General features: G+C 71.5%; 20 protein-coding genes. 14 read left to right on the top strand and 6 right to left on the bottom strand.

All coding sequences use genetic code 11. The features are described from left to right. The first annotated feature begins 57 nt into the window (after window positions 1-57). Complete coding sequence (locus tag SLNSH_RS13710) at window positions 58-768, top strand: hypothetical protein (protein ID WP_106337570.1); 711 nt, start codon at window positions 58-60, stop codon at window positions 766-768. A 5-nt stretch (window positions 769-773) separates the two neighbouring features. Here the strand turns inward: SLNSH_RS13710 and SLNSH_RS13705 are convergent, their stop codons facing one another. Then, a complete protein-coding gene (locus SLNSH_RS13705; RefSeq protein WP_106337569.1) occupies window positions 774-2,870 on the bottom strand; it encodes a S9 family peptidase in 2,097 nt (698 codons plus the stop codon). A 350-nt stretch (window positions 2,871-3,220) separates the two neighbouring features. On the opposite strand from SLNSH_RS13705, the gene SLNSH_RS13700 reads away from it, so the two are divergent. Then, window positions 3,221-3,646: a Ros/MucR family transcriptional regulator gene (locus tag SLNSH_RS13700; protein WP_106337568.1), complete on the top strand. Its 426-nt coding sequence runs from the start codon at window positions 3,221-3,223 to the stop codon at window positions 3,644-3,646. A 114-nt stretch (window positions 3,647-3,760) separates the two neighbouring features. Here SLNSH_RS13700 and SLNSH_RS13695 read toward each other — a convergent pair whose 3' ends face one another. Then, window positions 3,761-4,879, bottom strand: coding sequence for a DUF2336 domain-containing protein (locus SLNSH_RS13695; protein WP_106337567.1), 1,119 nt, complete (start codon window positions 4,877-4,879; stop codon window positions 3,761-3,763). A gap of 234 nt (window positions 4,880-5,113) precedes the next feature. Between SLNSH_RS13695 and SLNSH_RS13690 the strand changes: the two genes are divergently transcribed. Together SLNSH_RS13690 and SLNSH_RS13685 are read left to right on the top strand one after the other, a co-directional pair. Then, the gene (locus SLNSH_RS13690; RefSeq protein ID WP_245422343.1) at window positions 5,114-5,308 is read left to right on the top strand and encodes a hypothetical protein; all 195 of its coding nucleotides are present in this window, start codon (window positions 5,114-5,116) and stop codon (window positions 5,306-5,308) included. A gap of 10 nt (window positions 5,309-5,318) precedes the next feature. Continuing rightward, entirely contained in the window at window positions 5,319-6,152 is an 834-nt protein-coding gene (locus SLNSH_RS13685) for a hypothetical protein (RefSeq protein WP_106337565.1), read from the top strand. A gap of 513 nt (window positions 6,153-6,665) precedes the next feature. Here the strand turns inward: SLNSH_RS13685 and SLNSH_RS13680 are convergent. The 3 genes from SLNSH_RS13680 to SLNSH_RS13670 all read right to left on the bottom strand — a co-directional run bounded on the left by SLNSH_RS13680 (window position 6,666) and on the right by SLNSH_RS13670 (window position 10,201). Further along, window positions 6,666-7,244, bottom strand: coding sequence for a DUF1254 domain-containing protein (locus SLNSH_RS13680; RefSeq protein WP_146140259.1), 579 nt, complete (start codon window positions 7,242-7,244; stop codon window positions 6,666-6,668). Next, a complete protein-coding gene (locus SLNSH_RS13675; RefSeq protein ID WP_106337563.1) occupies window positions 7,241-7,894 on the bottom strand; it encodes a DUF1214 domain-containing protein in 654 nt (217 codons plus the stop codon). The genes SLNSH_RS13680 and SLNSH_RS13675 overlap by 4 nt, the downstream gene beginning before the upstream one ends. A gap of 75 nt (window positions 7,895-7,969) precedes the next feature. After that, window positions 7,970-10,201 carry a transglycosylase domain-containing protein gene (locus SLNSH_RS13670; RefSeq protein ID WP_106337562.1) on the bottom strand — a complete coding sequence of 744 codons (2,232 nt, stop codon included), beginning with the start codon at window positions 10,199-10,201 and terminating at the stop codon, window positions 7,970-7,972. Between the two features lie 472 nt (window positions 10,202-10,673). On the opposite strand from SLNSH_RS13670, the gene SLNSH_RS13665 reads away from it, so the two are divergent. From SLNSH_RS13665 to SLNSH_RS13620, 10 genes are all read left to right on the top strand, one after another. After that, complete coding sequence (locus SLNSH_RS13665; RefSeq protein ID WP_106337561.1) at window positions 10,674-11,177, top strand: YcgN family cysteine cluster protein; 504 nt, start codon at window positions 10,674-10,676, stop codon at window positions 11,175-11,177. A gap of 140 nt (window positions 11,178-11,317) precedes the next feature. Further along, the gene (locus SLNSH_RS13660; protein ID WP_146140258.1) at window positions 11,318-11,839 is read left to right on the top strand and encodes a hypothetical protein; all 522 of its coding nucleotides are present in this window, start codon (window positions 11,318-11,320) and stop codon (window positions 11,837-11,839) included. After that, window positions 11,739-13,076: a DNA-packaging protein gene (locus SLNSH_RS13655; protein WP_425352999.1), complete on the top strand. Its 1,338-nt coding sequence runs from the start codon at window positions 11,739-11,741 to the stop codon at window positions 13,074-13,076. Before SLNSH_RS13660 ends, SLNSH_RS13655 begins: the two co-directional genes overlap by 101 nt. Window positions 13,077-13,294: 218 nt before the next feature. Continuing rightward, window positions 13,295-14,572 (top strand): phage portal protein, encoded by a 1,278-nt coding sequence (locus tag SLNSH_RS13650; protein WP_106337558.1) that lies wholly within the window; start codon window positions 13,295-13,297, stop codon window positions 14,570-14,572. 485 nt (window positions 14,573-15,057) lie between these two features. Continuing rightward, complete coding sequence (locus SLNSH_RS13645) at window positions 15,058-15,480, top strand: hypothetical protein (RefSeq protein WP_146140257.1); 423 nt, start codon at window positions 15,058-15,060, stop codon at window positions 15,478-15,480. An 89-nt stretch (window positions 15,481-15,569) separates the two neighbouring features. Then, window positions 15,570-15,902 carry a DUF6968 family protein gene (locus SLNSH_RS13640; RefSeq protein ID WP_106337556.1) on the top strand — a complete coding sequence of 111 codons (333 nt, stop codon included), beginning with the start codon at window positions 15,570-15,572 and terminating at the stop codon, window positions 15,900-15,902. Between the two features lie 112 nt (window positions 15,903-16,014). Next, entirely contained in the window at window positions 16,015-16,218 is a 204-nt protein-coding gene (locus SLNSH_RS13635; protein WP_106337555.1) for a hypothetical protein, read from the top strand. 52 nt (window positions 16,219-16,270) lie between these two features. Continuing rightward, window positions 16,271-16,453 (top strand): hypothetical protein, encoded by a 183-nt coding sequence (locus tag SLNSH_RS13630; protein ID WP_106337554.1) that lies wholly within the window; start codon window positions 16,271-16,273, stop codon window positions 16,451-16,453. Between the two features lie 61 nt (window positions 16,454-16,514). Continuing rightward, entirely contained in the window at window positions 16,515-16,979 is a 465-nt protein-coding gene (locus SLNSH_RS13625; RefSeq protein WP_425352998.1) for an HK97 family phage prohead protease, read from the top strand. A 133-nt stretch (window positions 16,980-17,112) separates the two neighbouring features. Then, window positions 17,113-18,363, top strand: a complete 1,251-nt coding sequence (locus SLNSH_RS13620; RefSeq protein WP_106337552.1) for a phage major capsid protein — start codon at window positions 17,113-17,115, stop codon at window positions 18,361-18,363. 188 nt (window positions 18,364-18,551) lie between these two features. Here the strand turns inward: SLNSH_RS13620 and SLNSH_RS13615 are convergent, their stop codons facing one another. Beyond that, complete coding sequence (locus SLNSH_RS13615) at window positions 18,552-19,283, bottom strand: S1 family peptidase (protein WP_106337551.1); 732 nt, start codon at window positions 19,281-19,283, stop codon at window positions 18,552-18,554. Between the last annotated feature and the right edge of the window lie 14 nt (window positions 19,284-19,297).

The following is a 19,297-nucleotide window of genomic DNA, read 5'->3' as shown; positions in this document are numbered from 1 at the left end:
TGGGGAGTGTCACGCGGAGAATTTTCCGCCCCGCCCCCGCGTTCGCCGGATAGAGCCATGATAGTCCTGCTGTATTGCGTCGCGGTGTTGCTGATCCTCGCCGGCGGCGCCGCGAGTCTCTACGGCTCCGACAACATCCGCGCCGAGAGCGGCGCCGCCTGGCTGCAGACCGGCGGCGCGGTGTTCGCCATCGGCTTCCTGGTGCTGGCCATGGCGGCCGCCCTGCGCGAGCTGCGCCAGATCCGCCGGGCCCTGACGGAGATCGGCGAGGAGCCCGAGTCGGCCCCGGCGCCCGCGCCCCGTCCGGCCCCGCCCGTTCCGGCCGCCCCGCCGGCTGCGCCCTCCAGCTTCGAGATTCCGCCCGCCGCCGCGGCCCTGGGCGAGGCGGCCGACGAATCAGCCGGCGAGCAGGAGCGGGAGAAGGCCCCGGAGGCCAAGCCGGTGAAGGCGCCGACTCCCGAGCCGAAGGTGGCCGAGGAGGCCGGGCCTGCGGCGGAGGAGGAGCCCGCCCCCGCAGCGGCGCAGGCTCCCGCGCCCAAGCCCGAGGAGCCCCCGACCGTGGTGGCCACCTACACCTCCGGCGGGGTCAACTATTTCATGTACTCCAACGGAGCCATCGAGGCCGAGATGGAGAAGGGCCGCATCCGCTTCGGCAGCATGGCCGAGCTGCGCCACTACGTGGACACGGGCGAGGGCGGAGAGCTCATCGCCCCGGCCTCGGGCGCCGAGCCCGAAAAGTCCGGCCCCGCCGCGCCCGCCGCTTCCTGAGCGGATCAGGCCCGCAGCAGTCCCTGCACGGCCCCGACCGCGAAGGCGTAGCTCTGCGCGATCTCCTTCAGCCTGTCGAAGCGCCCCGAGGCGCCGCCGTGGCCTGAATCCATGTCGATGCGCAGCACGAAGGGCCCGCCGCCGGGCAGCGCCGTCTCGCGCAGCCGCGCCACCCACTTGGCCGGCTCCCAGTAGGTGACCCGCGGGTCCGTGAGGCCGCCGATGGCCAGGATCGCCGGGTAGCGCTGCGCCGACACGGTGTCGGTGGGCGAATAGGCCAGGATGGTGCGGAACGCCTCCTCGCTCGCGATCGGATTGCCCCACTCGGGCCACTCCGGCGGCGTCAGCGGCAGGCTGGAGTCCAGCATGGTCGCCATCACGTCCACGAAGGGCACCTCGCCGATCACCGCCGCGAACAGGTCCGGCGCCATGTTGGCGACGGCGCCCATCAGCATCCCGCCCGCGCTGCGCCCCTGCGCCACGATGCGGCCCTTCGCCGTATATCCGCGGCCGACGAGCGCCTGCCCGGCCGCGATGAAGTCCGTGAAGGTGTTGGTCTTCTTCTCGCGCTTGCCGCCCGTGTACCAGCGCCAGCCCTTCTCCGTGCCGCCGCGGACATGCGCGATGGCGTACACGAACCCCCGGTCCACCAGCGACAGCGCCTCCGTGTCGAAGTCCGACGGGATCGCGATCCCGTAGGCGCCGTAGCCGTAGAGCAGGCACGGCGCCGAGCCGTCGAGCCGCAGGTCCGCCCGGTGCAGGATGGAGATCGGCACTTGCTCCCCGTCCGGCGCGGCCGCGAACAGCCGCCGGGTCACATAGGCCTTCGGATCGTGGCCCGAGGGCACCTCCTGCCGCTTCACCAGCGTGCGGGCGCGGCTCGCCATGTCGTAGTCGTAGGTCTCCGCCGGCGTGGTCAGCGACGAGTACACGAAGCGGATCGCGCTCGTGTCGTATTCGTATCCGGCCGAGAGCCACAGCGCGTAGGCCTCCTCGTCGAACGCGATCGCGTGCTCGGCCCCGGCCGCGTCGCGCACCACGATGCGCGGCTTCGCGTCCTCCCGCTCCATGCGGACCAGGAAATCCCGGAAGGGCGCGACATCGAGAATCATGATCCCCGGCCTGTGCGGGACCAGGTCGGTCCAGTTCTCGCGCCCCGGCGCCACGATGGGGGCGGCGACGACCTTGAAATCCTCGGCGCCGTCGGCGTTGGTGAGGATCACGAAGCGGTCGCCCTGGTGGTCGACCTCGTAGCGCAACTCCGTCTGTCGCGGCGCAATCAGGCGCGGCGCGGCCGTGAGGTCCGCGCGCTCCAGGAAGCGCACCTCGGTGGTCTCGTGGTCGCTCACCTCGATGAAGGCGAAGCGCCCGGACCGGCTGCGCCCCAGGTGCACGAACCACCCCTCGGCGGTCTCCTCGTAGATCAGCGCGTCGGTCGCCGGGTCCTCGCCCAGCACATGCCGGTACACCCGGCGCGGGCGGTGGTTGTCGTCGAGGCGGACATACAGGAAGCTGCGCCCGTCGGCGTCCCACACCACCTCGCCGGTGGCGCCCTCGATGACGTCCGCGGCGTCCTGCAGCGTCGCGGCGTCGCGCACCCGGATGGTGTAGAACTCGGACCCCGTGTCGTCGCTGCTCCAGGCGAGCCGCCTGTGGTCGTCCGTGTGGCGGCGCGAGCCCAGGTGGAAGAAGGGCTTGCCCTCGGCCAGCGCCTCGCCGTCGAGCAGAATGGTCTCCTCCTCGCCCTCGCGCGGCTTGCGGCAGATCAGCGGATGCTGCCCCCCGGTGCGGTAGCGCGTGTAGTAGCGGAAGCCGCCGTCCGGCGCGGGCGGGGAGGAGTCATCCTCCTTGATGCGCCCCCGCATCTCCCGGGCGATCTGCTCCTGCAACTCCCCGAGGCCGGCCATCACCGCCGCCCCGTAGGCGTTCTCCGCCTCGAGATGGGCGCGGATGTCCGCCGGCAGCGCGGCGGGCTGGCGCAGCACATCCTGCCAGTTCTCCGCCTTCAGCCAGGCGTAGGGATCGCTCAGCGTCACCCCATGGACGGTGATGGCGTGCTCGCGGCGGGGCGCGACGGGAGGCGTGCGGCTGGGTTCGGACATAGCGGCGCTCGGTCGTGGACGGGAAAGGGGCGGGACCCTTGGCCGACCGAGTGAGGCGCCGGCCGGCCCTGCGTCAAACGTTTTCTGGGCCCGGCAGGGTTCCGCCCGAGTTCATGCGACGAAGGATAGGTTCCAAATGAAATGACAAAGCGATTCTTGGGTGTTGCGAATGCTTGCGCAGTTGAATAGACAATTATCAATTCGGCGTTGGGCGACGGCGCCGGGTTGAAGACTTGGGGGGCTCCTCGCATCGCCACGAAGATGGCGGGCGTCGTCGAGCGGCAACCCCAACACCACGTCGCGGAAGCTGCGAAGGCCCGGTGGCTTTCGTTGCGGGGGCTTGGATGGCAATGGCTGACGAAAGCGCAACAGCGAATCACATCGAACTCGCCGCGGACATCGTGTCCGCCTTTGTGAGCAACAATACCGTGTCCATGGGCGACGTGCCGACGCTGATCGCCGACGTGCACAAGGCGCTCACCCGCATCACGGCCGGCCCGGTCGATCCGCCCGTGGAGGAGCGCAAGCCGGCGGTGCCGATCAAGAAGTCGGTGATGCCGGACTACATCGTCTGCCTGGAGGACGGGAAGAAGTTCAAGTCCCTCAAGCGCCACCTGCGCACGCAGTACAACATGACGCCGGAGGCCTATCGCGAGCGCTGGGGCCTGCCCTACGACTATCCCATGGTGGCGCCCAACTACGCCGAAGCGCGCTCGTACCTGGCCAAGAAGATGGGCCTCGGCCAGCAGCGGCGGAAACAGAGGTCCGCGAAGTAAGGCCACTCACGAGCGTAACGAAGCGGGCGAGGTGGGCGGCGGCCGCGAAGCCTGTCGCCTCGGCCTTGGGCCGCGCTTTGCTGCGCTCCTCGCGGAGGGGAGCCCCAGGGCTGCCTAGACCACCCGGCGCTGGGCCGGGGCGCCGGGGGCGGCTGCGGCCTGCTGGGTCGACGCGTGGCGGCGGACGTGATCCGCCGGCGCCGCACCCGGCACGTGGGAGCCGGACCTGGGCTGCGCGCGGCCGCCGCCCAGCATGGCGACGACCAGGCGCTCGGCCGCGCCAGGCGATATGCGCCGGGTGAGGTCCACGAGGGCGCGGACGCGCTCGGTGGAGTGGCCGATCAGCGGGTCGCGGAACATGAAGATGCGCGCGCTGGTCTCCTCGGGAACGCCGAGCGCCACCAGGGCCAATGCCAGCGCCTCTCCGCTGCGGTCGGCGAGGAGCCGGCGCGCCTTGTCAGGGGCGGCTCCCAGCGCGAGCGACAGGATCTGCGCGAAGGACTGGCCGTCGTCATAGAGCGCCGCGGTCTCCAGCGAGGCCACGAGATCCTCGGACGCGATCCTGGGCGCGCGAGGCCGCGCCGAAAGGCCGGCCAGGCGCTCGGCGTCGTCGATGATGCGGGCGCGGGTCTCCCGGTCGGCCGCGAGGAACAGCACGGAGCGGTCAGCCCCGGTCAGGTCCGTCCGCGCCAGCATGGCGACGGCGAGCGCCTCCTCGTCCCGGGCGCGCTCCAGCAGGGCGTCGCGGACGTCGGTGGGGAGGACGAGCGCGGTGTTGGCGGCCAGCGTCACGTCGATCAGCGGATCGTGCCGGTCGAGCAGCAGGCGCACGAGGTCGGGGTCGAGATGGGCGCGCGCGGCGACGGCGGCCGCCATCATGCGGTCGCCCACGGCGGCCTGGGTGATGAGCGTGGAGGCCGAGATCCAGCGCGCGTCCGCCAGCAGGATGCGGGAGGAGTCGTCGCCACGGTCCAGGATGGCCTCGCCGACCTCGTGCGGCGTGTGCGCGTATCCGGCCAGCTTGCAGGCGACCACCATGGCGGTCTCCGTGTCCACCTGGGCCGCCAGCGTCCCGGCGATCTCGCGGAACTGGGCGACCTCGTCGGACGAATGGGCCGGCACCGCGATGTAGAGGTCGGTCAGCACCCGCAGCAGCACGGGCTTCATGTCGAGCCCTTCCTCGCGCGCGATCGCCAAGAGGCCATGCAACTCAGGCGGGGTGATGCTCGTCATGGCAAGGGGCTCGCAGGCGGGAACGCTGGTCCGGCAGGCTAGGCCCGGCTTGGTTATCGGCGGCTTAACGGGACCGAAGCGCAGCGTGTCCTCGGCGCCTCACGGCGTGCGAACCGGCACATCCCCTGCAGGCGAAGCAACGTTCAATGCCGTCCCGTAAGCCTTCGTTAACCAAATGTCCGCTGTGGTGAATCCGTAAAAAAAGCGTTGGTCCTGCGTCGAGAGGAGGGTGTGATGGGTAGCGTCCTGCCATTCCAGGCTCCGGGCCGCGCGGCGCGGAAGAGGGCCGCCGAGCGCGATGCTTCCGAGCCCATGGGGCAGATCGTGTTCTTCACCGGCGTGCGCTACGAGCGCCATCCGGAGCCGCAGCAGGACCCCAGGCGCCCGAACGCCGGAGGCCGGCGCGCCCGGCGCCGCCGCAGCGCCTGACGGAGCCCGCATGAGCCGTTCGACGACGCCCGGCCGCGCCGCGCCGGGACCCTGGACGGCTCGCCTGGCCGCAATCCTCTGCGCTTTCGGGGTGGCCGCCTGCGCCGAGACCGGGGACTTCGGTCGGCCCAAGCCCACGGTGTGGACGACCTCCATCGCCCCGTCGGTCGGCCTGGCCTCCGCCGCGGCCCGCGGCGAGCCCGCCTCCCTGGCGCTGCTCACCGATGACGAGCAGGAGCTGCGCGGCAGGGCCTGGCGCTTCCTGACGCCCGCCCGCGACCGCGCCTTCTTCGACCGCCAGCTGGCGGAGCTCGCTGCGACCCGCATCATCCCGGCCTCCGCGACAGCGGCCGCCCAGGCCGTGCCGAACTATTTCGAGGCGCTGATGGGCGATGCCGACCGCTCGCCCCGGCCGCGCTACCAGCGTCTTCGGGAGGACGCCGAAGCGGACCGCCAGCTGATCGTGGCCTTCGCGGCCGTGTTCTGCCGGGTCGCCGAGATGGACCGGGCGCGGGCGAAGGCGCTGGCCGCCATCCCGCCCGAGGAGACCGCGACGCGGGCGCTGGCGACCAACAGGCTGGCCGAGAACGAGATGCTGGCCCAGTGGGTGGAATACACGCTGGACCTGCGCATCCGCGGCTACCGCTTCGCCCTGGAGCGACTGGTGGTGACGAGCCCCGACAAGGACGCCATCCGGGCCGAGCGCACCCTCGACGCCCTGGAAGGCTACCGCGGCCTCACCGCCCGCTGCTTCGCCAGTCGGGGAGACATCACGGTTGCGCCAGGCGTCGGCCCGGGCCCCCGCTTCCTGCCGCGCACCGAGCCCGAACTGCCGCCGAAATAGCCTCCGTGATTGCGAGCGCAGCGAAGCGCTGACCGGGCGGGATAGGGCTCTGACCGGCGGGGGAAGGGGCGCAAACCGGCAGGACTTGGCGCGCACGGCCCTGGATTGCTTCGTCGCTGCGCTCCTCGCAAGGACGGCTGGGACCTCTCCTCCCCCCCACCTGCCGCGACTCTCCTCCGTCATCCCCGGCCGGAGCGCCGCAGGCGCGGGGGGGAAGGGGATCCAGGGGCCGCACGCGCATGTCTTGCCAAGCTTTCGGACCGAAGCGTCTCGGCCCTACCCATTGCTTCAACCCAGTGCCTCGAAGTGACGCCCAGTCCCCTGGATCCCCTTCCCGGCGCTTCGCGCCGCCGGGGGTATGGCGGCGTGGGCGCGCAATGCCCATCCCCGTCATTGCGAGCGCAGCGAAGCAATCCAGGTGCAATGGGCGCTGACCGGCGGGCCTGGGCGCGCACGGCCCCTGATCGCTTCGTCGCTGCGCTCCTCGCAAGGACGGGAGGGAGCGCCGGGCGCCTACTTGCCCTTGGCGGGCAGCGGCTCGGGGCGGCAGACCGCGGCTTTCAGCAGGGCTTCGGCGTCCGCGGCCACGCCGGGTTCGGGGGCGAGCGCCCGGAACGTCACGAAGCCGGTGCGGTCGGGGGAGACGAGGCGCAGCTCGCGCACGGGCTCGTCTTCCGGGTCGTTGGCCTGCAGGGCCTCCAGCTGCGGCTGGGTGACGATCACCACGTCCATGAGGCCGCGCACGGCGCTGCGGTCCGTCAAGGCGTAGAACACGCCGCCCATGCTGCGGTGGAAGGCCATGGACAGGAACACTTCGCCGGCCGTCGCCTGCACCCGGATGGGCCCGGCCGCGAGATCGTAGCGGCACACGGCCATGACCGTCGCCGGATCGCGGAAGGGCAGGGGACTGGGCCCGGGGACAGCGGCGGGCAGCAGCGTCACCACGTGCCGGTCGGCGAAGGCCGCCAGGCGGGCGTCGGCGTTCTGGGAGGCGAAGCTCGGCAGGGCCAGCATGGAGGCGAGGTGCACCATGACGGCCAGCACGAGGCCGAGGAGGCCGAAATACGCGTAGCGGCGCAGGCGCGGGCTCATGAGCACCCCACGGCGTCGATTCGCGGCATGGCGGTGGCCTCGATGGCCGAGCCGGTGGGACTCACGGGCGTGTCGTAGAGCCGCAGCACAAGGTCGAAGCGGCCGTCACCGGATGTGGGCAGCCAGTTGCCCGGCCGCGCCTCGCGGCTGACCGCGATGGTGAACGCCCCGACGGACGGGCGCACGATCTCGGCCGAGGTAAAGCCGTAGCGCTGCGCCGGGTTCTCCATGAGCTGGCCGCCCGGCGTCTGGACGGTGAGCGTCCAGTACCGCGCCTGAGGCGTGCGGCCGACCACCGCATAGGAGCAGCGGGCGATCAGCGGGCGCCCGGCGCTGTCGCGCCGCGCCGTGAACACGAGCCCTTCGCCGAGCCCCAGCGGGGCCTCGCCGCTGCGGGCCACGGAGGCCTTGGTGTAGGGATCCGCGTCCAGCGCGCCGGTCCGCGGCCAAGCGGTCCAGGGCCCGACCTCCACCGCCCCGAACGAGACGTTGCGGGCGACGGCCAGCCATGTGGCGCCGAGGCCCAGCGTCAGGCCGATGCCGAGCACCGCCAGGAACGGCCCCAGCGCCGAGCGCGGGCGCGGCGCGGCGGCTGCGGCCAGCGGCGACCGCTCGCGGCGGCGGCTGAAGGGGAGGGCGAAGTCGGTCATGGGCGGCCGGGCGCGGGACGGGTCATCGATGGGCGGGAGGTTAGCGCGCCATCGCGGCGGCGGCGAGGACAACCGTCACGGGATGGCGATCCGCCCGCCGCCGGACCGCGCCGGCTCGGCGGCGGGCGCGGAGGACGTTTCCAGCAGGGCGGCCCTGTCCGCGCCGCGGCGGGCCGAGACGGACTTGAACAGCGTTTCGATGCCGCCGACCGCCTCCAGCGAGCGGGCGTTGAGCACCGCCGGACGCTGCGGCCCGTTCATCACCTCGAAGCCCTTGCCGCCGCCGTTGCTGGCCACGGCCTGGCCCTTCGGCTCGTTCACCGGCGGGATGCCCGGGATCGGCTTCAGCTCGACGCTCTGGTGCGCGGGGGCCATCATCTCGTGCCAGGTCATGGCCGGCAGGGAGCCGCCGGTCATCTTGTTGGTGGACTGGTAGTCGTCGTTGCCCATCCAGATGGCCGCGACGAGGTTGCCGGTGAAGCCCACGAACCAGGCGTCCCGGTAGGCGTTCGTCGTGCCGGTCTTGCCGGCGACGCGCACGCCCGGGATCATCGCCTTCTTGCCGGTGCCTTCCTCCACCACCTTCACCAGCATGCTGTTCATGTCGGCGATGACGTTGGCGTTGATGATCTGCTTGGCCGGCGGCTGGTCGCGGTCGTGCCGGTAGATCACGTCGCCATGGGAGTTGCGGATCTCGACCGCCGCATAGGGGTCGGCTTTCTTGCCGCCGTTGGCGAACACGGCGTAGCCGGCCGTCATGTCCATCACGGTCACCTCGGCGGCGCCGATGGGCAGCGACACCGTGTCGGTGAGCGGCGTGGTGAGGCCCATCAGGTGGCAGATCTCCACGATGCGGGCGCGCCCGGCCTTGTTGTTGTCGCCCCCGATGGCGGTGGCGAGCTGCACCGGGATGGTGTTGATCGACTTCGCCAGCGCCACCGCCAGCGGCATGGCGCCGGCGTAGGAGCGGCCGTAGTTGTTGGGGCACCAGTTGCCGATGCACACCGGCCGGTCCACCACGGTGGTGGTGGGCTTGAACTTACCCGTGAGCAGCGCCGTCGTGTACACGAACGGCTTGAACGAGGAGCCCGGCTGACGCAGCGCGTCCGTGGCGCGGTTGAACTGGCTGGCGCCGTAGTCGCGCCCGCCAACCATGGCCCGCACGGCGCCGTCCGGGTCCATCACCACGGTGGCGGCCTGCTTGGCCTCGTAGGTCTCGCCATACTGGCGCAGCATGGACTCGACGGCCGTGTCCGCCTGCTTCTGGATGGACACGTCCGCGGCGGTGCGCACGGTGAGCACGCGGTCGGAGCCGAGCTTGCCCTCGTCGGCGAGGCGCTTCACCTCGTTGAAGGCCCAGTCGAGGTAGTAGTCCGGGCTCAACTCGCGCTTGCGGTCCACCGGCGTCGCCGGGTTGCGGCGCGCGGCGTAGACCTGCCCCTCGGTGAGGAAGCCGGCGTCCACCATGTTGGACAGAACGTCCGCCGCGCGGGCCCGGGCCGCCGGCAGGTTGTTGTGGGGCGCGTATTTCGACGGCGCCTTGAACAGGCCCGCCAGCATGGCGGCCTCGGCCAGGCTCACGTCCTTGATCGACTTGCCGAAGTAGAACTCCGCCGCCGCCTGGGCGCCGAAGGAGCCGCCGCCCATGTAGGCGCGGTCGAGGTAGAGCTTGAGGATCTGGTTCTTGGTGAGATGCGCCTCCAGCCACAGGGCCAGGAACGCCTCCTTGATCTTGCGCTCCAGCGAGCGCTCGTTGGACAGGAACAGGTTCTTGGCCAGCTGCTGGGTGAGCGACGAGCCGCCCTGCACCACGCCGGAGGCGCGGGCGTTCACGGTGACGGCGCGCAGCGTCCCGATCACGTCGATCCCGAAGTGGTCGTAGAAGCGCCGGTCCTCCGTGGCGATCACGGCCTTGATGAAGTGGTCCGGGAACTCGTCCAGGGACACCGAGTCGTCGTGCCGGATGCCGCGCCGGCCGATCTCGGCGCCGTAGCGGTCGAGGAAGGTGACCGCCAGGTCCTGCTTCTTCATCCAGTCGTCGCCGCCCACCTCGCGGAAGGCGGGCAGGGCGAGCGCCAGCATGACGAGCAGTCCGCCGACGCCCAGCGTCAGCGCCTCGTCGAGCAGCTCGACGCCCACGCGCTTGACGCCGCGCACCTGCAGGCGCTCGAGGACCTCGGAGTAGCGCGAATAGGCGTCCGAGAGCTTGCGGCCGCTCTCGTTCAGGGAGAACGCCGTCCAGGAATCGAACGCCTCGAAAGCGCGCACGATGCGCCGCCAGATCGAGAGCTTGCCTCGAAACTCCACCTGCTCCCCGCCCTGTTCCCGCCGTCTCTGAGCCGTTTACACTCTAGCAAGCAAAACGAACGGGGGCGAGTTCGGGTTGCCTGCAACTTCTGGAGGCAGGGTGGCCAATTGGCGCATGGTGAACGGGGCAGGGCGCCCAAGGCCCCGGCGGTCGCGCGTGGCGCCGGGGACCCCCTCCACCGTCATCCCCGGCGGCGCGAAGCGCCGGGAAGGGGATCCAGAGCCACCGCTGCAAGGTTCGACGGTGGCTCGGCTGAAGAAGCGCGCTGCTCGACGGCCGAACGCCGAGCCCGGTCCCCTGGATCCCCTTCCCGTCCGCGCCTTCGGCGCTCCGGCCGGGGATGACGGTGGAGAGTCCGAGGCCGGACGGCTGGCGCGGCGGGCGGCGGCAGCCGCTGAACGCCCCAGCCCGAGCGCCTCGCCGCTCGCCGGGCTGGCCCCTTCGCCCCTCACGCGCTAAAGCAGGGCCATCATGAGCCGCGATCCCAAGCCCGCCGGGGCGGCGCCGTTCTGGCGCACGACCCGTCTCGAAGACATGACCCCGGAGCAGTGGGAAAGCCTCTGCGACGGGTGCGGGCGCTGCTGCCTCGTGAAGCTGGAGGACGAGGACACCGGCCAGATCCACGCGACCGACATCGGCTGCCGTCTGTTCGACGCCGGCGCCTGCCGCTGTCGCGACTACCCCAACCGCACAACGGTGGTGCCGGATTGCGTCGGCCTGACCCCGCACGAAGTGCGGACCCTGCGCTGGCTCCCGCCCACCTGCGGCTATCGCCTGGTGGCGGAGGGCAAGGACCTGCCCTGGTGGCACCCGCTCGTTTCCGGCACGCCCGAGACCGTCAGGGAGGCCGGCGTCTCCGTGGCCGGCAAGGTCTTCGCCTCCGAGGACGAGATCGCCCTGGAGGACGTGGTGGACCGCATCAAGCGGTGGCCCCTGCAATGGCCGAAAAAGGCCCGCGACAAGGTCCGCGGCTAGACCGGTCCCGTCGCCGAAATCCCAGGCGCGCGCATGGGTTCCAGCCTCTCCATGTCGTCATGCGAAAAACTAGGAAAAATCTCCTTGACAGCGTAACGCTCCTTCGATAGGATGCGCTCATTCTCCAGAGTTGCGAGCGGATGGAAGCGGGGTTTTCCCGCGAGGCTCCGCCGCCCGGCCGCAGAATGCGGTCTGGAATTGCTGGGAGTTTTTTCAGAATGAGCATTCCCAACGAAAAGAACGGCGCCTTCGCGCCGACTGTCGAGCGAGATCCTTCCACCTTCGAACGTTCGGCCCGCGGCGGCGCGTCGCCGCCGCTGTCCCCGACCGCCCGGCGGGAGGCGCTGATCTCGCGCCTCTGGGCGGCCGCCGAGCGCCAGGTCGACGAAATCGAGCGGCGCAGCGAGAACCTTCCCGGCGCGGGCTTCAACCCGGAGCGCGACGCCAAGGCGCTCGCGGTGCTCTGCCGCGTGGTGAAGGAGTTGCCTGTCGACGACCCGGCGGCGCTGGCAGGCGACGACCTGGACGAGGCGTCGGACCGTGATCTCGAGGCCTTCCGCGATGACCTGGCGCGACACCTTGCTCGAATGGCAGAAGAACGGGCATCTCATGGAGGCGCTGAAGATCATGCCTCCGGAGAGGATCGCGAAACTGCGGCATAACTGGACCGTCTGGGCCCGGGCCGACCAGTTGCCCCCGGCCGCGGCCCAGGGGGGAGGGCTCTGGTCCGTCTGGCTGATCCTGGGCGGCCGCGGGGCGGGCAAGACCCGCGCCGGGGCCGAGTGGGTGAGGGCCCTAGCCACCGGCCGGCCCCCGGTGCGCCGCATCGCGTTGCTGGGCGAAACCTTCGCGGATGTCCGCGACGTGATGGTGGAGGGGCCCTCCGGCATCCTCGCCGTTCACCCGCGCAGCGCGCGGCCGAAGTGGGAGCCCTCGCGTCGCCGCCTCGCCTGGCCCAACGGCGTGGTGGCGCACGCCTTCTCGGCCGAGGACCCGGAAAGCCTGCGCGGCCCCCAGTTCGGGGCCGCCTGGCTGGACGAGCTCGCCAAGTGGCGCCAGGCCCGCGAGGCCTGGGACATGCTGCAGTTCGGCCTGCGCCTTGGGCGGCTCCCGCAGCAACTGGTCACCACCACGCCACGGCCCATTCCGCTGCTCAAGGAATTGCTGGCGGACCCGCACGCCGCCGTGACGCGGGCCGCCACGGCGGACAATCGCTTCCATCTTGCTCCCGGCTTCGTGGAGACGATGGCCCGCCGCTACGGCGGCACGCGCCTCGGTCGGCAGGAGCTCCTGGGCGAAATCCTGGAGGAGCGCCAGGACGCGCTCTGGAGCCGCGACCTGCTGGAGGCTTGCCGCGAGCCTGCCGCCCCGGCGGACCTCGTCCGCATCGTGGTGGCCGTGGACCCCCCGGCATCATCGAGCCGCCGCGCCGACTCCTGCGGGATCGTGGCGGCCGGCATCGATGCGGCCGGCCTCGTCCACGTGCTGGAGGACGCCACCGTGAGCGGCGCCCGCCCGGCGGCCTGGGCCTCCGCCGCCTGCGCGGTCGTGCGCCGCTGGGAGGCCGACGCCCTCGTGGTGGAGGTGAACCAGGGCGGCGAGATGGCCCAGGCCGTCCTCGCCGAGGCCGACCCCGGCGTCCCGGTGACGCCGGTGCGAGCCACCCGCGGCAAGCACCTGCGCGCCGAGCCCGTCGCCCATCTCTACGAGCTGGGCCGCGTGCGCCACGCCGGGGCCTTCCCCGGGCTGGAGGACGAGCTCTGCGACTTCGGCCCCACCCCGACCGGCTTCGGCCTCTCCAGCGGCCGCTCGCCCGACCGCCTCGACGCCCTCGTCTGGGCCGTCACCGCCCTCGCCCTCGGCCCGAAAGGCGCTGCCCCGCGGGTGCGGCGGGTGTGAGGGGCGCCACGCCCACACCCTCCCCTCGAGGGGGAGGGTCGCCGCGCAGCGGCGGGGTGGGGTGAGGCTGGGCGTCGTGCGCCGCGCTGACCTTTGAAACGCGCCCTCGCCGGGCGCGGTCACCCCACCCCGTCGGCGCTATGCGCCGCCAACCCTCCCCCTCAAGGGGAGGGTGCGCCTTCGCGCTCCTGCGCCCACCCATTCCGGAGAACCCTCGCATGTCCTCCCTGCTGTCGCGCCTGGTCGGGCGCGCTGTCCGCGTTGCTGCGCCGGTCGCGCCCCTGCAGGCCAAGAGTTCGCGCGTCGGCCCGCTGATCGCCTTCCCAAGCGTGGGCCGGCCCGTCTGGACCCCGCGCGACTACGCGGCGCTGGCGCGCGAAGGCTACCAGCGCAACGCGGTGGTCTACCGCGCCGTGCGCCTCGTCGCGGAGGCTGCGGCCAGCGTGCCGCTGCTGGTCTATGAGGGCCGCCACGAGCGGCCGGACCACCCGGTGGCGCAACTCCTGGCTCGCCCGAACCCGCGCGACGCCGGTCAAGCCCTGTTCGACGCGCTCTATGGCCACCTGCTGGTGGCCGGCAACGCCTACCTGGAATGCGCCGCCGTGCGCGGCGATCCGCGCGAGCTCTACGCGCTGCGTCCCGACCGCATGAAGGTCGTGCCCGGCCCGGACGGCTGGGCCGAGGCCTACGACTACACGGTGGGCGGCCGCACGGTGCGCTTCCGGCAGGACGGGGAGGGGACCCCGCCCATCCTCCATCTGACCCTGTTCAACCCGCTTGACGACCATTACGGCCTGGCCCCAACCGAGGCCGCCGCCGTCGCGCTCGACATCCACAACGCCGCCGGCGCCTGGAACAAGGCGCTGCTCGACAACGCCGCCCGGCCCTCCGGCGCGCTGGTCTACGCCGGCGCGGCGGGCGTGAACCTGTCCGACGAGCAGTTCGACCGCCTGAAGGAGGAGCTGGAGGCGAGCTTCCAGGGCGCCGCCAACGCCGGCCGCCCGCTGCTGCTGGAAGGCGGGCTCGACTGGAAGCCCCTGTCCTTAACCCCCAAGGACATGGACTTCATCCAGGCCAAGGCGGCGGCGGCCCGCGAGATCGCGCTGGCCTTCGGCGTGCCGCCCATGCTGCTCGGCCTGCCGGGCGACAACACCTATTCCAACTACGCCGAAGCCAACCGCAGCTTCTGGCGCCAGACCGTGATCCCGCTCGTGACCCGCACGGCCGCGAGCCTCGCCCACTGGCTCGGCCCGGCCTATGGCGCCGCCCTGCGCCTGGAGCCCGACCTCGACCGCATCGACGCCCTGGCCCCCGAGCGCGAGGCGCTGTGGGCGCGGGTGGGCGCGGCGGGGTTCCTGACGGAGGACGAGCAGCGCGAAGCGGTGGGGTACGGGCCGAAGGGGGCTGGCCAGCAGAAACTCATGGAAATCACGGTCACGCCTGGGCACTGGGAGCGCCAGCCGCGCGTGCCGTCAGGTGACTCGGACGAAGGCTAATAGACGTCTGGGCTCGGGGGACTCGGCGACACGTTTGTCTCGACTCTCGCCAATCTCGCGGCTTCGGCGGCTACGACGATCATCCGCACCGTTCTGCAGCGCCTGATCGGCGCGGTGCGCAACATGCCGAAGGGGCCGACGGCTCCGAAGGCGCCGACCGCTGGAGGCACATCATCGGTCGCACAAGCGACAGGGCGCGCCAGCCGGGATATATTGAGCCCGGGTGGCAGCCCTGTGGGAAGACAAGTTGGTGGGGCGACTAAGGAAGTAAGGACTGTGGGCAAAACTGAGTTCGAAGCGATCAAGCGGGATTTGATGCAAGACGCACAATCGGTGAAAGGCCCTTCGAACTACCAGGGTATGGTTTACCAACGCCCAGACGGACTTCGATTTGGAATTCGGCAAAGCGTGGATTTCGGCGAAACGATAGATGTTATTGAAAGCGGATCATCAGCAATCGATCGCGGATTCAAGGTGCATTGGCAATGAACATGAATAAAGTTCACCGTTACGGTGGCGACAGCATCGCACAGACGCTGGAAGTGGCCCACGGGGATTTCAGGTTTGGTTTGGTCGGCCTGTGGGGCATCTTATCCATGGGCCGCGTCGGCTACGAACTCACTAACGGCGATTTGCGCGAGTTTGTCGCTCTCTATGTCTACACGCTGATCGCCCATGGTGGCATCGTGATCGAGGGCGCGGACGACGGCATTCACTACTGGCGCGCCGCCCCGCATTACGGTGAAAAGCCGGAGGACGTCGCCCACGCGGTAACCGCCGAGTGGATCGCCCAGGGCGAACCGGACATCCCCGGTTATGAAGGCATCGCCTTCGCCTTGCCGAGCTACCTCGACAGCCCGGAAAATCGGCGCGACTGGCCGAAGCCGAAGGTCGAACTGCCCGCGTAGACGACGCTCGAGATCACAACGTCGCCGGGGGCCTCGATTTTGGGGCTGCTAGCGTGCCAGGCTCGCGCTTTCTGTCGGGTTCCGACGCCATGATCATTCTCACCCATCGCTTGCGTTTGCAGTCGCCCCAAGGCGAGCGCGCCATCGAGATCGCCATCCACCAGCCCGAGCCGGACGACCGCTGCTGGACTTGCGCTTATTCCATCGGCTGGCCGGACCGGACACGGAAGAGCCAGGCCTACGGGCTGGATGCGCTCCAGGCGCTGGTGATGGCGCTGCAGAAGATCGGCTCTGAGATCTACACGAGCGATCACCATCGCTCGGGATCGCTGCGCGCCGAGGGCGACGAGCGAGGCTACGGCTTCCCGGTTCCGCAGGGGCTGAAGGACATGGTGATCGGCTCAGACGCCGACCTGGTCTGAGCCGCCTCCCGCTCGCCAGTCCCTGCTGCGCAAACCCCGTTCCCCCCAGCGCCCCGGCTCCGCCGCGGGCGCTTTTTCGTTGGGCCGTCCGGCCCGCATGAAGGAGCCCCCCATGCCTTCCCTGCTCGACAGCCCGGTCCTGGACGCCATTCTGGGGCGGGGCGATCTCGCCCATCTGGCCCTGTTCCTGTGGGCCACCGGCGCCTCCGCCGTCGCCGTGCTGCTGCTGCGCGAGCTCGGCGCCGCCAACCGCCGCTTCGACGCCTTCGTGCGCGAGCTGCATCTGTTCAACGCCCGGGTTTCCGGGCGGGAGTAGGGGGGCTGCGCCCCCGCATTTCAGCAAACACTTCATCACCTGAGGATTGCCCATGCTGTCGTTTCTGTTGCGGCGCGCCGCTCCTCCGGCTGGCGCGGACGAGGCCGCGCCCGCCCATCCCGCCCCTGAGGCGGTGATCGCCTCCTTTGTCCAGAGCCTCGCCCGCCTCGACCCCTGCGGTACCGCCCGGACCGGCCCGCGCCGGCGTCCCCGGGTGGTGGCGCGCAAGGCCTGACGCCATGGCGTACGGCCTGTCCGTCCCCCTGCGGCCGCCGCCGCGTCGCGAGCTCCCGCCCGTGGAGGTACGCGACGCCCGCCTGGCGCTGGCCGCGCCGCCGGGCCCGCTCGGCGTGTTCGAGGGCTACGCCAGCCTGTTCGGCGTGGTCGACCTCGGGCGCGACATGATCCTGCCCGGCGCCTTCGCCGACAGCCTCGCCCGCCGGGGCGCCGGCGGCGTGCGGCTCCTGTGGCAGCACGACCCGGCCGAACCCGTGGGCGCCTGGACGGTGCTGCGCGAGGATGGGCGCGGCCTCTTCGCCCGCGGCCGCCTCAACCTGGGCGTGGCCCGCGCCCGCGAGCTCCTGGCGCTGATGCGCCAGGGCGCCGTGGACGGCCTCTCCATCGGCTTCAAGGCCGGCGGCGCCCGCACCGACCCGCGCAGCGGCGTGCGCCGCATCGCCAAGGTCGACCTCTGGGAGATCTCCCTCGTCACCTTCCCGCTGCTCCCCCAGGCCCGCGTCACCGCCGTGAAGGGGCGGTGAGGCCGCCTCCTGCTTCTCCGTCATGGCCGGGCCAGTCCCGGCCATCCACGCCGTCACCCGAAGCGTGGGTCCCCGGGACAAGCCCGGGGATGACGGCCGAGCGCGACTCGTGATCCCAAGCAAGGACCCACCCATGACCCACGCCATCCCGACCTACGAGACCAAGCACGCCGCCTCCGAGGCGCACGCCTTCGAAGACCTGAACCGCGCCTTCGACGCCTTCCGCGACGCCAACGACCAGCGCCTCGCCGAGCTGGAGACGCGCCTCTCCTCCGACGTGCTCGTGGAGGAGAAGCTCGCCCGCATCGACCAGGCGCTCGACGACGCCCGCCGCCGCCTCGACGCCTTCGCCCTGAAGGCGAGCCGCCCCGCCCTCGGCGGCCCCGAGCGCCCGGCCCTGCCGGCCGCGGCGGCCGAGCACAAGGCCGCCTTCGACCTCTATGTGCGCGCCGGCGAGACCGGCGGGCTCAAGGCGCTCGAGGCCAAGGCCCTTTCCGCCGGCTCCGGCCCGGACGGCGGTTATCTCGTCCCGCCCCCGGCCGAGCGGGAGATCCTGCGCCGCATGGCGGTGATCTCGCCCATCCGGGCCATCGCGTCTGTGCGCGAGATCTCCACCGCCACCTTCAAGAAGGCTTATTCCACCACCGGCCCGGCGACCGGCTGGGTGGCCGAGGCCGCGGCCCGGCCGCAGACCAACAGCCAGGTCATCGCCGAGCTGACCTTCCCGGCCATGGAGCTCTACGCCATGCCGTCCGCCACGCAGACCCTGCTGGACGACGCGGCCGTGAATATCGAGCAGTGGATCGCCGACGAGGTCGAGACGGTGTTCGCCGAGCAGGAGGGCGCCGCCTTCGTCAACGGCGACGGCGTCAACAAGCCCCAGGGCTTCATGGCGGCGGCCAAGTCCACCGTGGCGGCCTGGAGCTGGGGCAAGCTCGCCTATGTGCCGACGGGCGTCTCCGCCAACTTCGCGGCCGCGAACCCCTCCGACATCCTGGTCGACCTGGTCTACGCCCTGAAGGCCGGCTACCGGCAGAACGCCAGCTTCGTCATGAACCGCAAGACCCAGGCGGCCGTCCGCAAGTTCAAGACCACCACGGGCGAGTACCTTTGGCAGCCGCCGGCGGCCGTCGGCCAGCCGGCGACGCTGATGAACTTCCCCGTCGTGGAGGCGGAGGACATGCCCGACATCGCCGCCGACAGCTTCGCCGTCGCCTGCGGCGACTTCCGCCGCGGCTACCTCATCGTCGACCGAATCGGCGTGCGCGTGCTGCGCGACCCCTTCACCGCCAAGCCCTACGTGCTGTTCTACACGACCAAGCGCGTCGGCGGCGGCGTCCAGGACTTCGACGCCATCAAGCTGCTGAAGTTCGGCGTGTCGTGAGCGCGCGAAGCGCACCCTCCCCTTTGAGGGGGAGGGTCGGCCCGAAGGGCCGGGGTGGGGTGATGCCGGGCATGAAGCTCCGGCTTTCCCAAAAGAGCGCGCGCGCCCTCGCCGGGTGCGGGTCACCCACCCCGCCGGCCTGCGGCGGTCGACCCTCCCCCTCGCAGGGGAGGGCGCGCCTCCGGCGCCTACCGCGCGCCCCACCCCGCGAGCGTCTTGTCGATCCACGCCCGCTGGGGCGCGACGAGGACGCCCTGGGTCAGCGCCCCGCAGCGGGACTTGCCGGTTCCCTCGGCCCACACCGTCACGGCGCCGAGGCCGCCGTCAGGCGCGAAGATGGGGCCGCCGGAGTCGCCAGTGCAAGCTCCGCGGCCGGGGCTCTTGAGCCACACAAGGATGCTGCTGGGCCCGTAAGGCTCCACCACGGGCAGGGGCGCGGCGCGGAACTGGCCGCCGGAGCGCGGCTCGCCCTCCGTCTGCAGGCCGTAGCCCGCCACGGTCCAGGTCTCGCCGGCCGTCGGCCTAGTCGCCTCGCTCAGGGCCGCGGGCGCGAAGCCCTTGGGCAGCGGCTCGGCCAGGCGCACGAGCGCAAGGTCGATGGACTTGCGCCGGGACTGCTCGGCCCCCTTCACGTAGCCGGGGTGCACCGCCACGGCGCGCGGCGCCAGGAACGCGGGCGCGTTGGCCGCGTCCCGGTAGAACACCCGGACCTCCTTGCCGGCGACGCAATGCGCCGCCGTCAGCACCACGTCCGGCGCCAGCGCCGTGGCCGAGCAGAAGCCCTGCCGCTCCACCACCATCACGGTGTGCGGCGCGAGCTCGGGCGCCGGCCCGCCCTGCACGATCGCGCCCGCCGGCGCGGCTGCGCCCAGCGCCGCCGCCAGCGCGCCCATTCCAGGAAGCCTACGAAACCGCTGCATGCCGAAACCCCTCC

The sequence above is a fragment of the Alsobacter soli genome (assembly GCF_003004785.1).
Classification (GTDB): Bacteria; Pseudomonadota; Alphaproteobacteria; order Rhizobiales; family Beijerinckiaceae; genus Alsobacter; species Alsobacter soli.
This window is presented reverse-complemented; position numbering and strand designations above follow the sequence as displayed.

Coding starts and splice junctions, on each gene's coding strand:
- SLNSH_RS13675 (WP_106337563.1), bottom strand. CDS start 7,894: ATGACCGACTTCGCCCTCCCCTTCAGCCGCCGCCGCGAGCGGTCGCCG.
- SLNSH_RS13710 (WP_106337570.1), top strand. CDS start 58: ATGATAGTCCTGCTGTATTGCGTCGCGGTGTTGCTGATCCTCGCCGGC.
- SLNSH_RS13690 (WP_245422343.1), top strand. CDS start 5,114: ATGGGTAGCGTCCTGCCATTCCAGGCTCCGGGCCGCGCGGCGCGGAAG.
- SLNSH_RS13685 (WP_106337565.1), top strand. CDS start 5,319: ATGAGCCGTTCGACGACGCCCGGCCGCGCCGCGCCGGGACCCTGGACG.
- SLNSH_RS13620 (WP_106337552.1), top strand. CDS start 17,113: ATGACCCACGCCATCCCGACCTACGAGACCAAGCACGCCGCCTCCGAG.
- SLNSH_RS13680 (WP_146140259.1), bottom strand. CDS start 7,244: ATGAGCCCGCGCCTGCGCCGCTACGCGTATTTCGGCCTCCTCGGCCTC.
- SLNSH_RS13700 (WP_106337568.1), top strand. CDS start 3,221: ATGGCTGACGAAAGCGCAACAGCGAATCACATCGAACTCGCCGCGGAC.
- SLNSH_RS13640 (WP_106337556.1), top strand. CDS start 15,570: ATGATCATTCTCACCCATCGCTTGCGTTTGCAGTCGCCCCAAGGCGAG.
- SLNSH_RS13695 (WP_106337567.1), bottom strand. CDS start 4,879: ATGACGAGCATCACCCCGCCTGAGTTGCATGGCCTCTTGGCGATCGCG.
- SLNSH_RS13615 (WP_106337551.1), bottom strand. CDS start 19,283: ATGCAGCGGTTTCGTAGGCTTCCTGGAATGGGCGCGCTGGCGGCGGCG.
- SLNSH_RS13660 (WP_146140258.1), top strand. CDS start 11,318: ATGGAAGCGGGGTTTTCCCGCGAGGCTCCGCCGCCCGGCCGCAGAATG.
- SLNSH_RS13650 (WP_106337558.1), top strand. CDS start 13,295: ATGTCCTCCCTGCTGTCGCGCCTGGTCGGGCGCGCTGTCCGCGTTGCT.
- SLNSH_RS13635 (WP_106337555.1), top strand. CDS start 16,015: ATGCCTTCCCTGCTCGACAGCCCGGTCCTGGACGCCATTCTGGGGCGG.
- SLNSH_RS13665 (WP_106337561.1), top strand. CDS start 10,674: ATGAGCCGCGATCCCAAGCCCGCCGGGGCGGCGCCGTTCTGGCGCACG.
- SLNSH_RS13645 (WP_146140257.1), top strand. CDS start 15,058: ATGAACATGAATAAAGTTCACCGTTACGGTGGCGACAGCATCGCACAG.
- SLNSH_RS13630 (WP_106337554.1), top strand. CDS start 16,271: ATGCTGTCGTTTCTGTTGCGGCGCGCCGCTCCTCCGGCTGGCGCGGAC.
- SLNSH_RS13655 (WP_425352999.1), top strand. CDS start 11,739: ATGACCTGGCGCGACACCTTGCTCGAATGGCAGAAGAACGGGCATCTC.
- SLNSH_RS13705 (WP_106337569.1), bottom strand. CDS start 2,870: ATGTCCGAACCCAGCCGCACGCCTCCCGTCGCGCCCCGCCGCGAGCAC.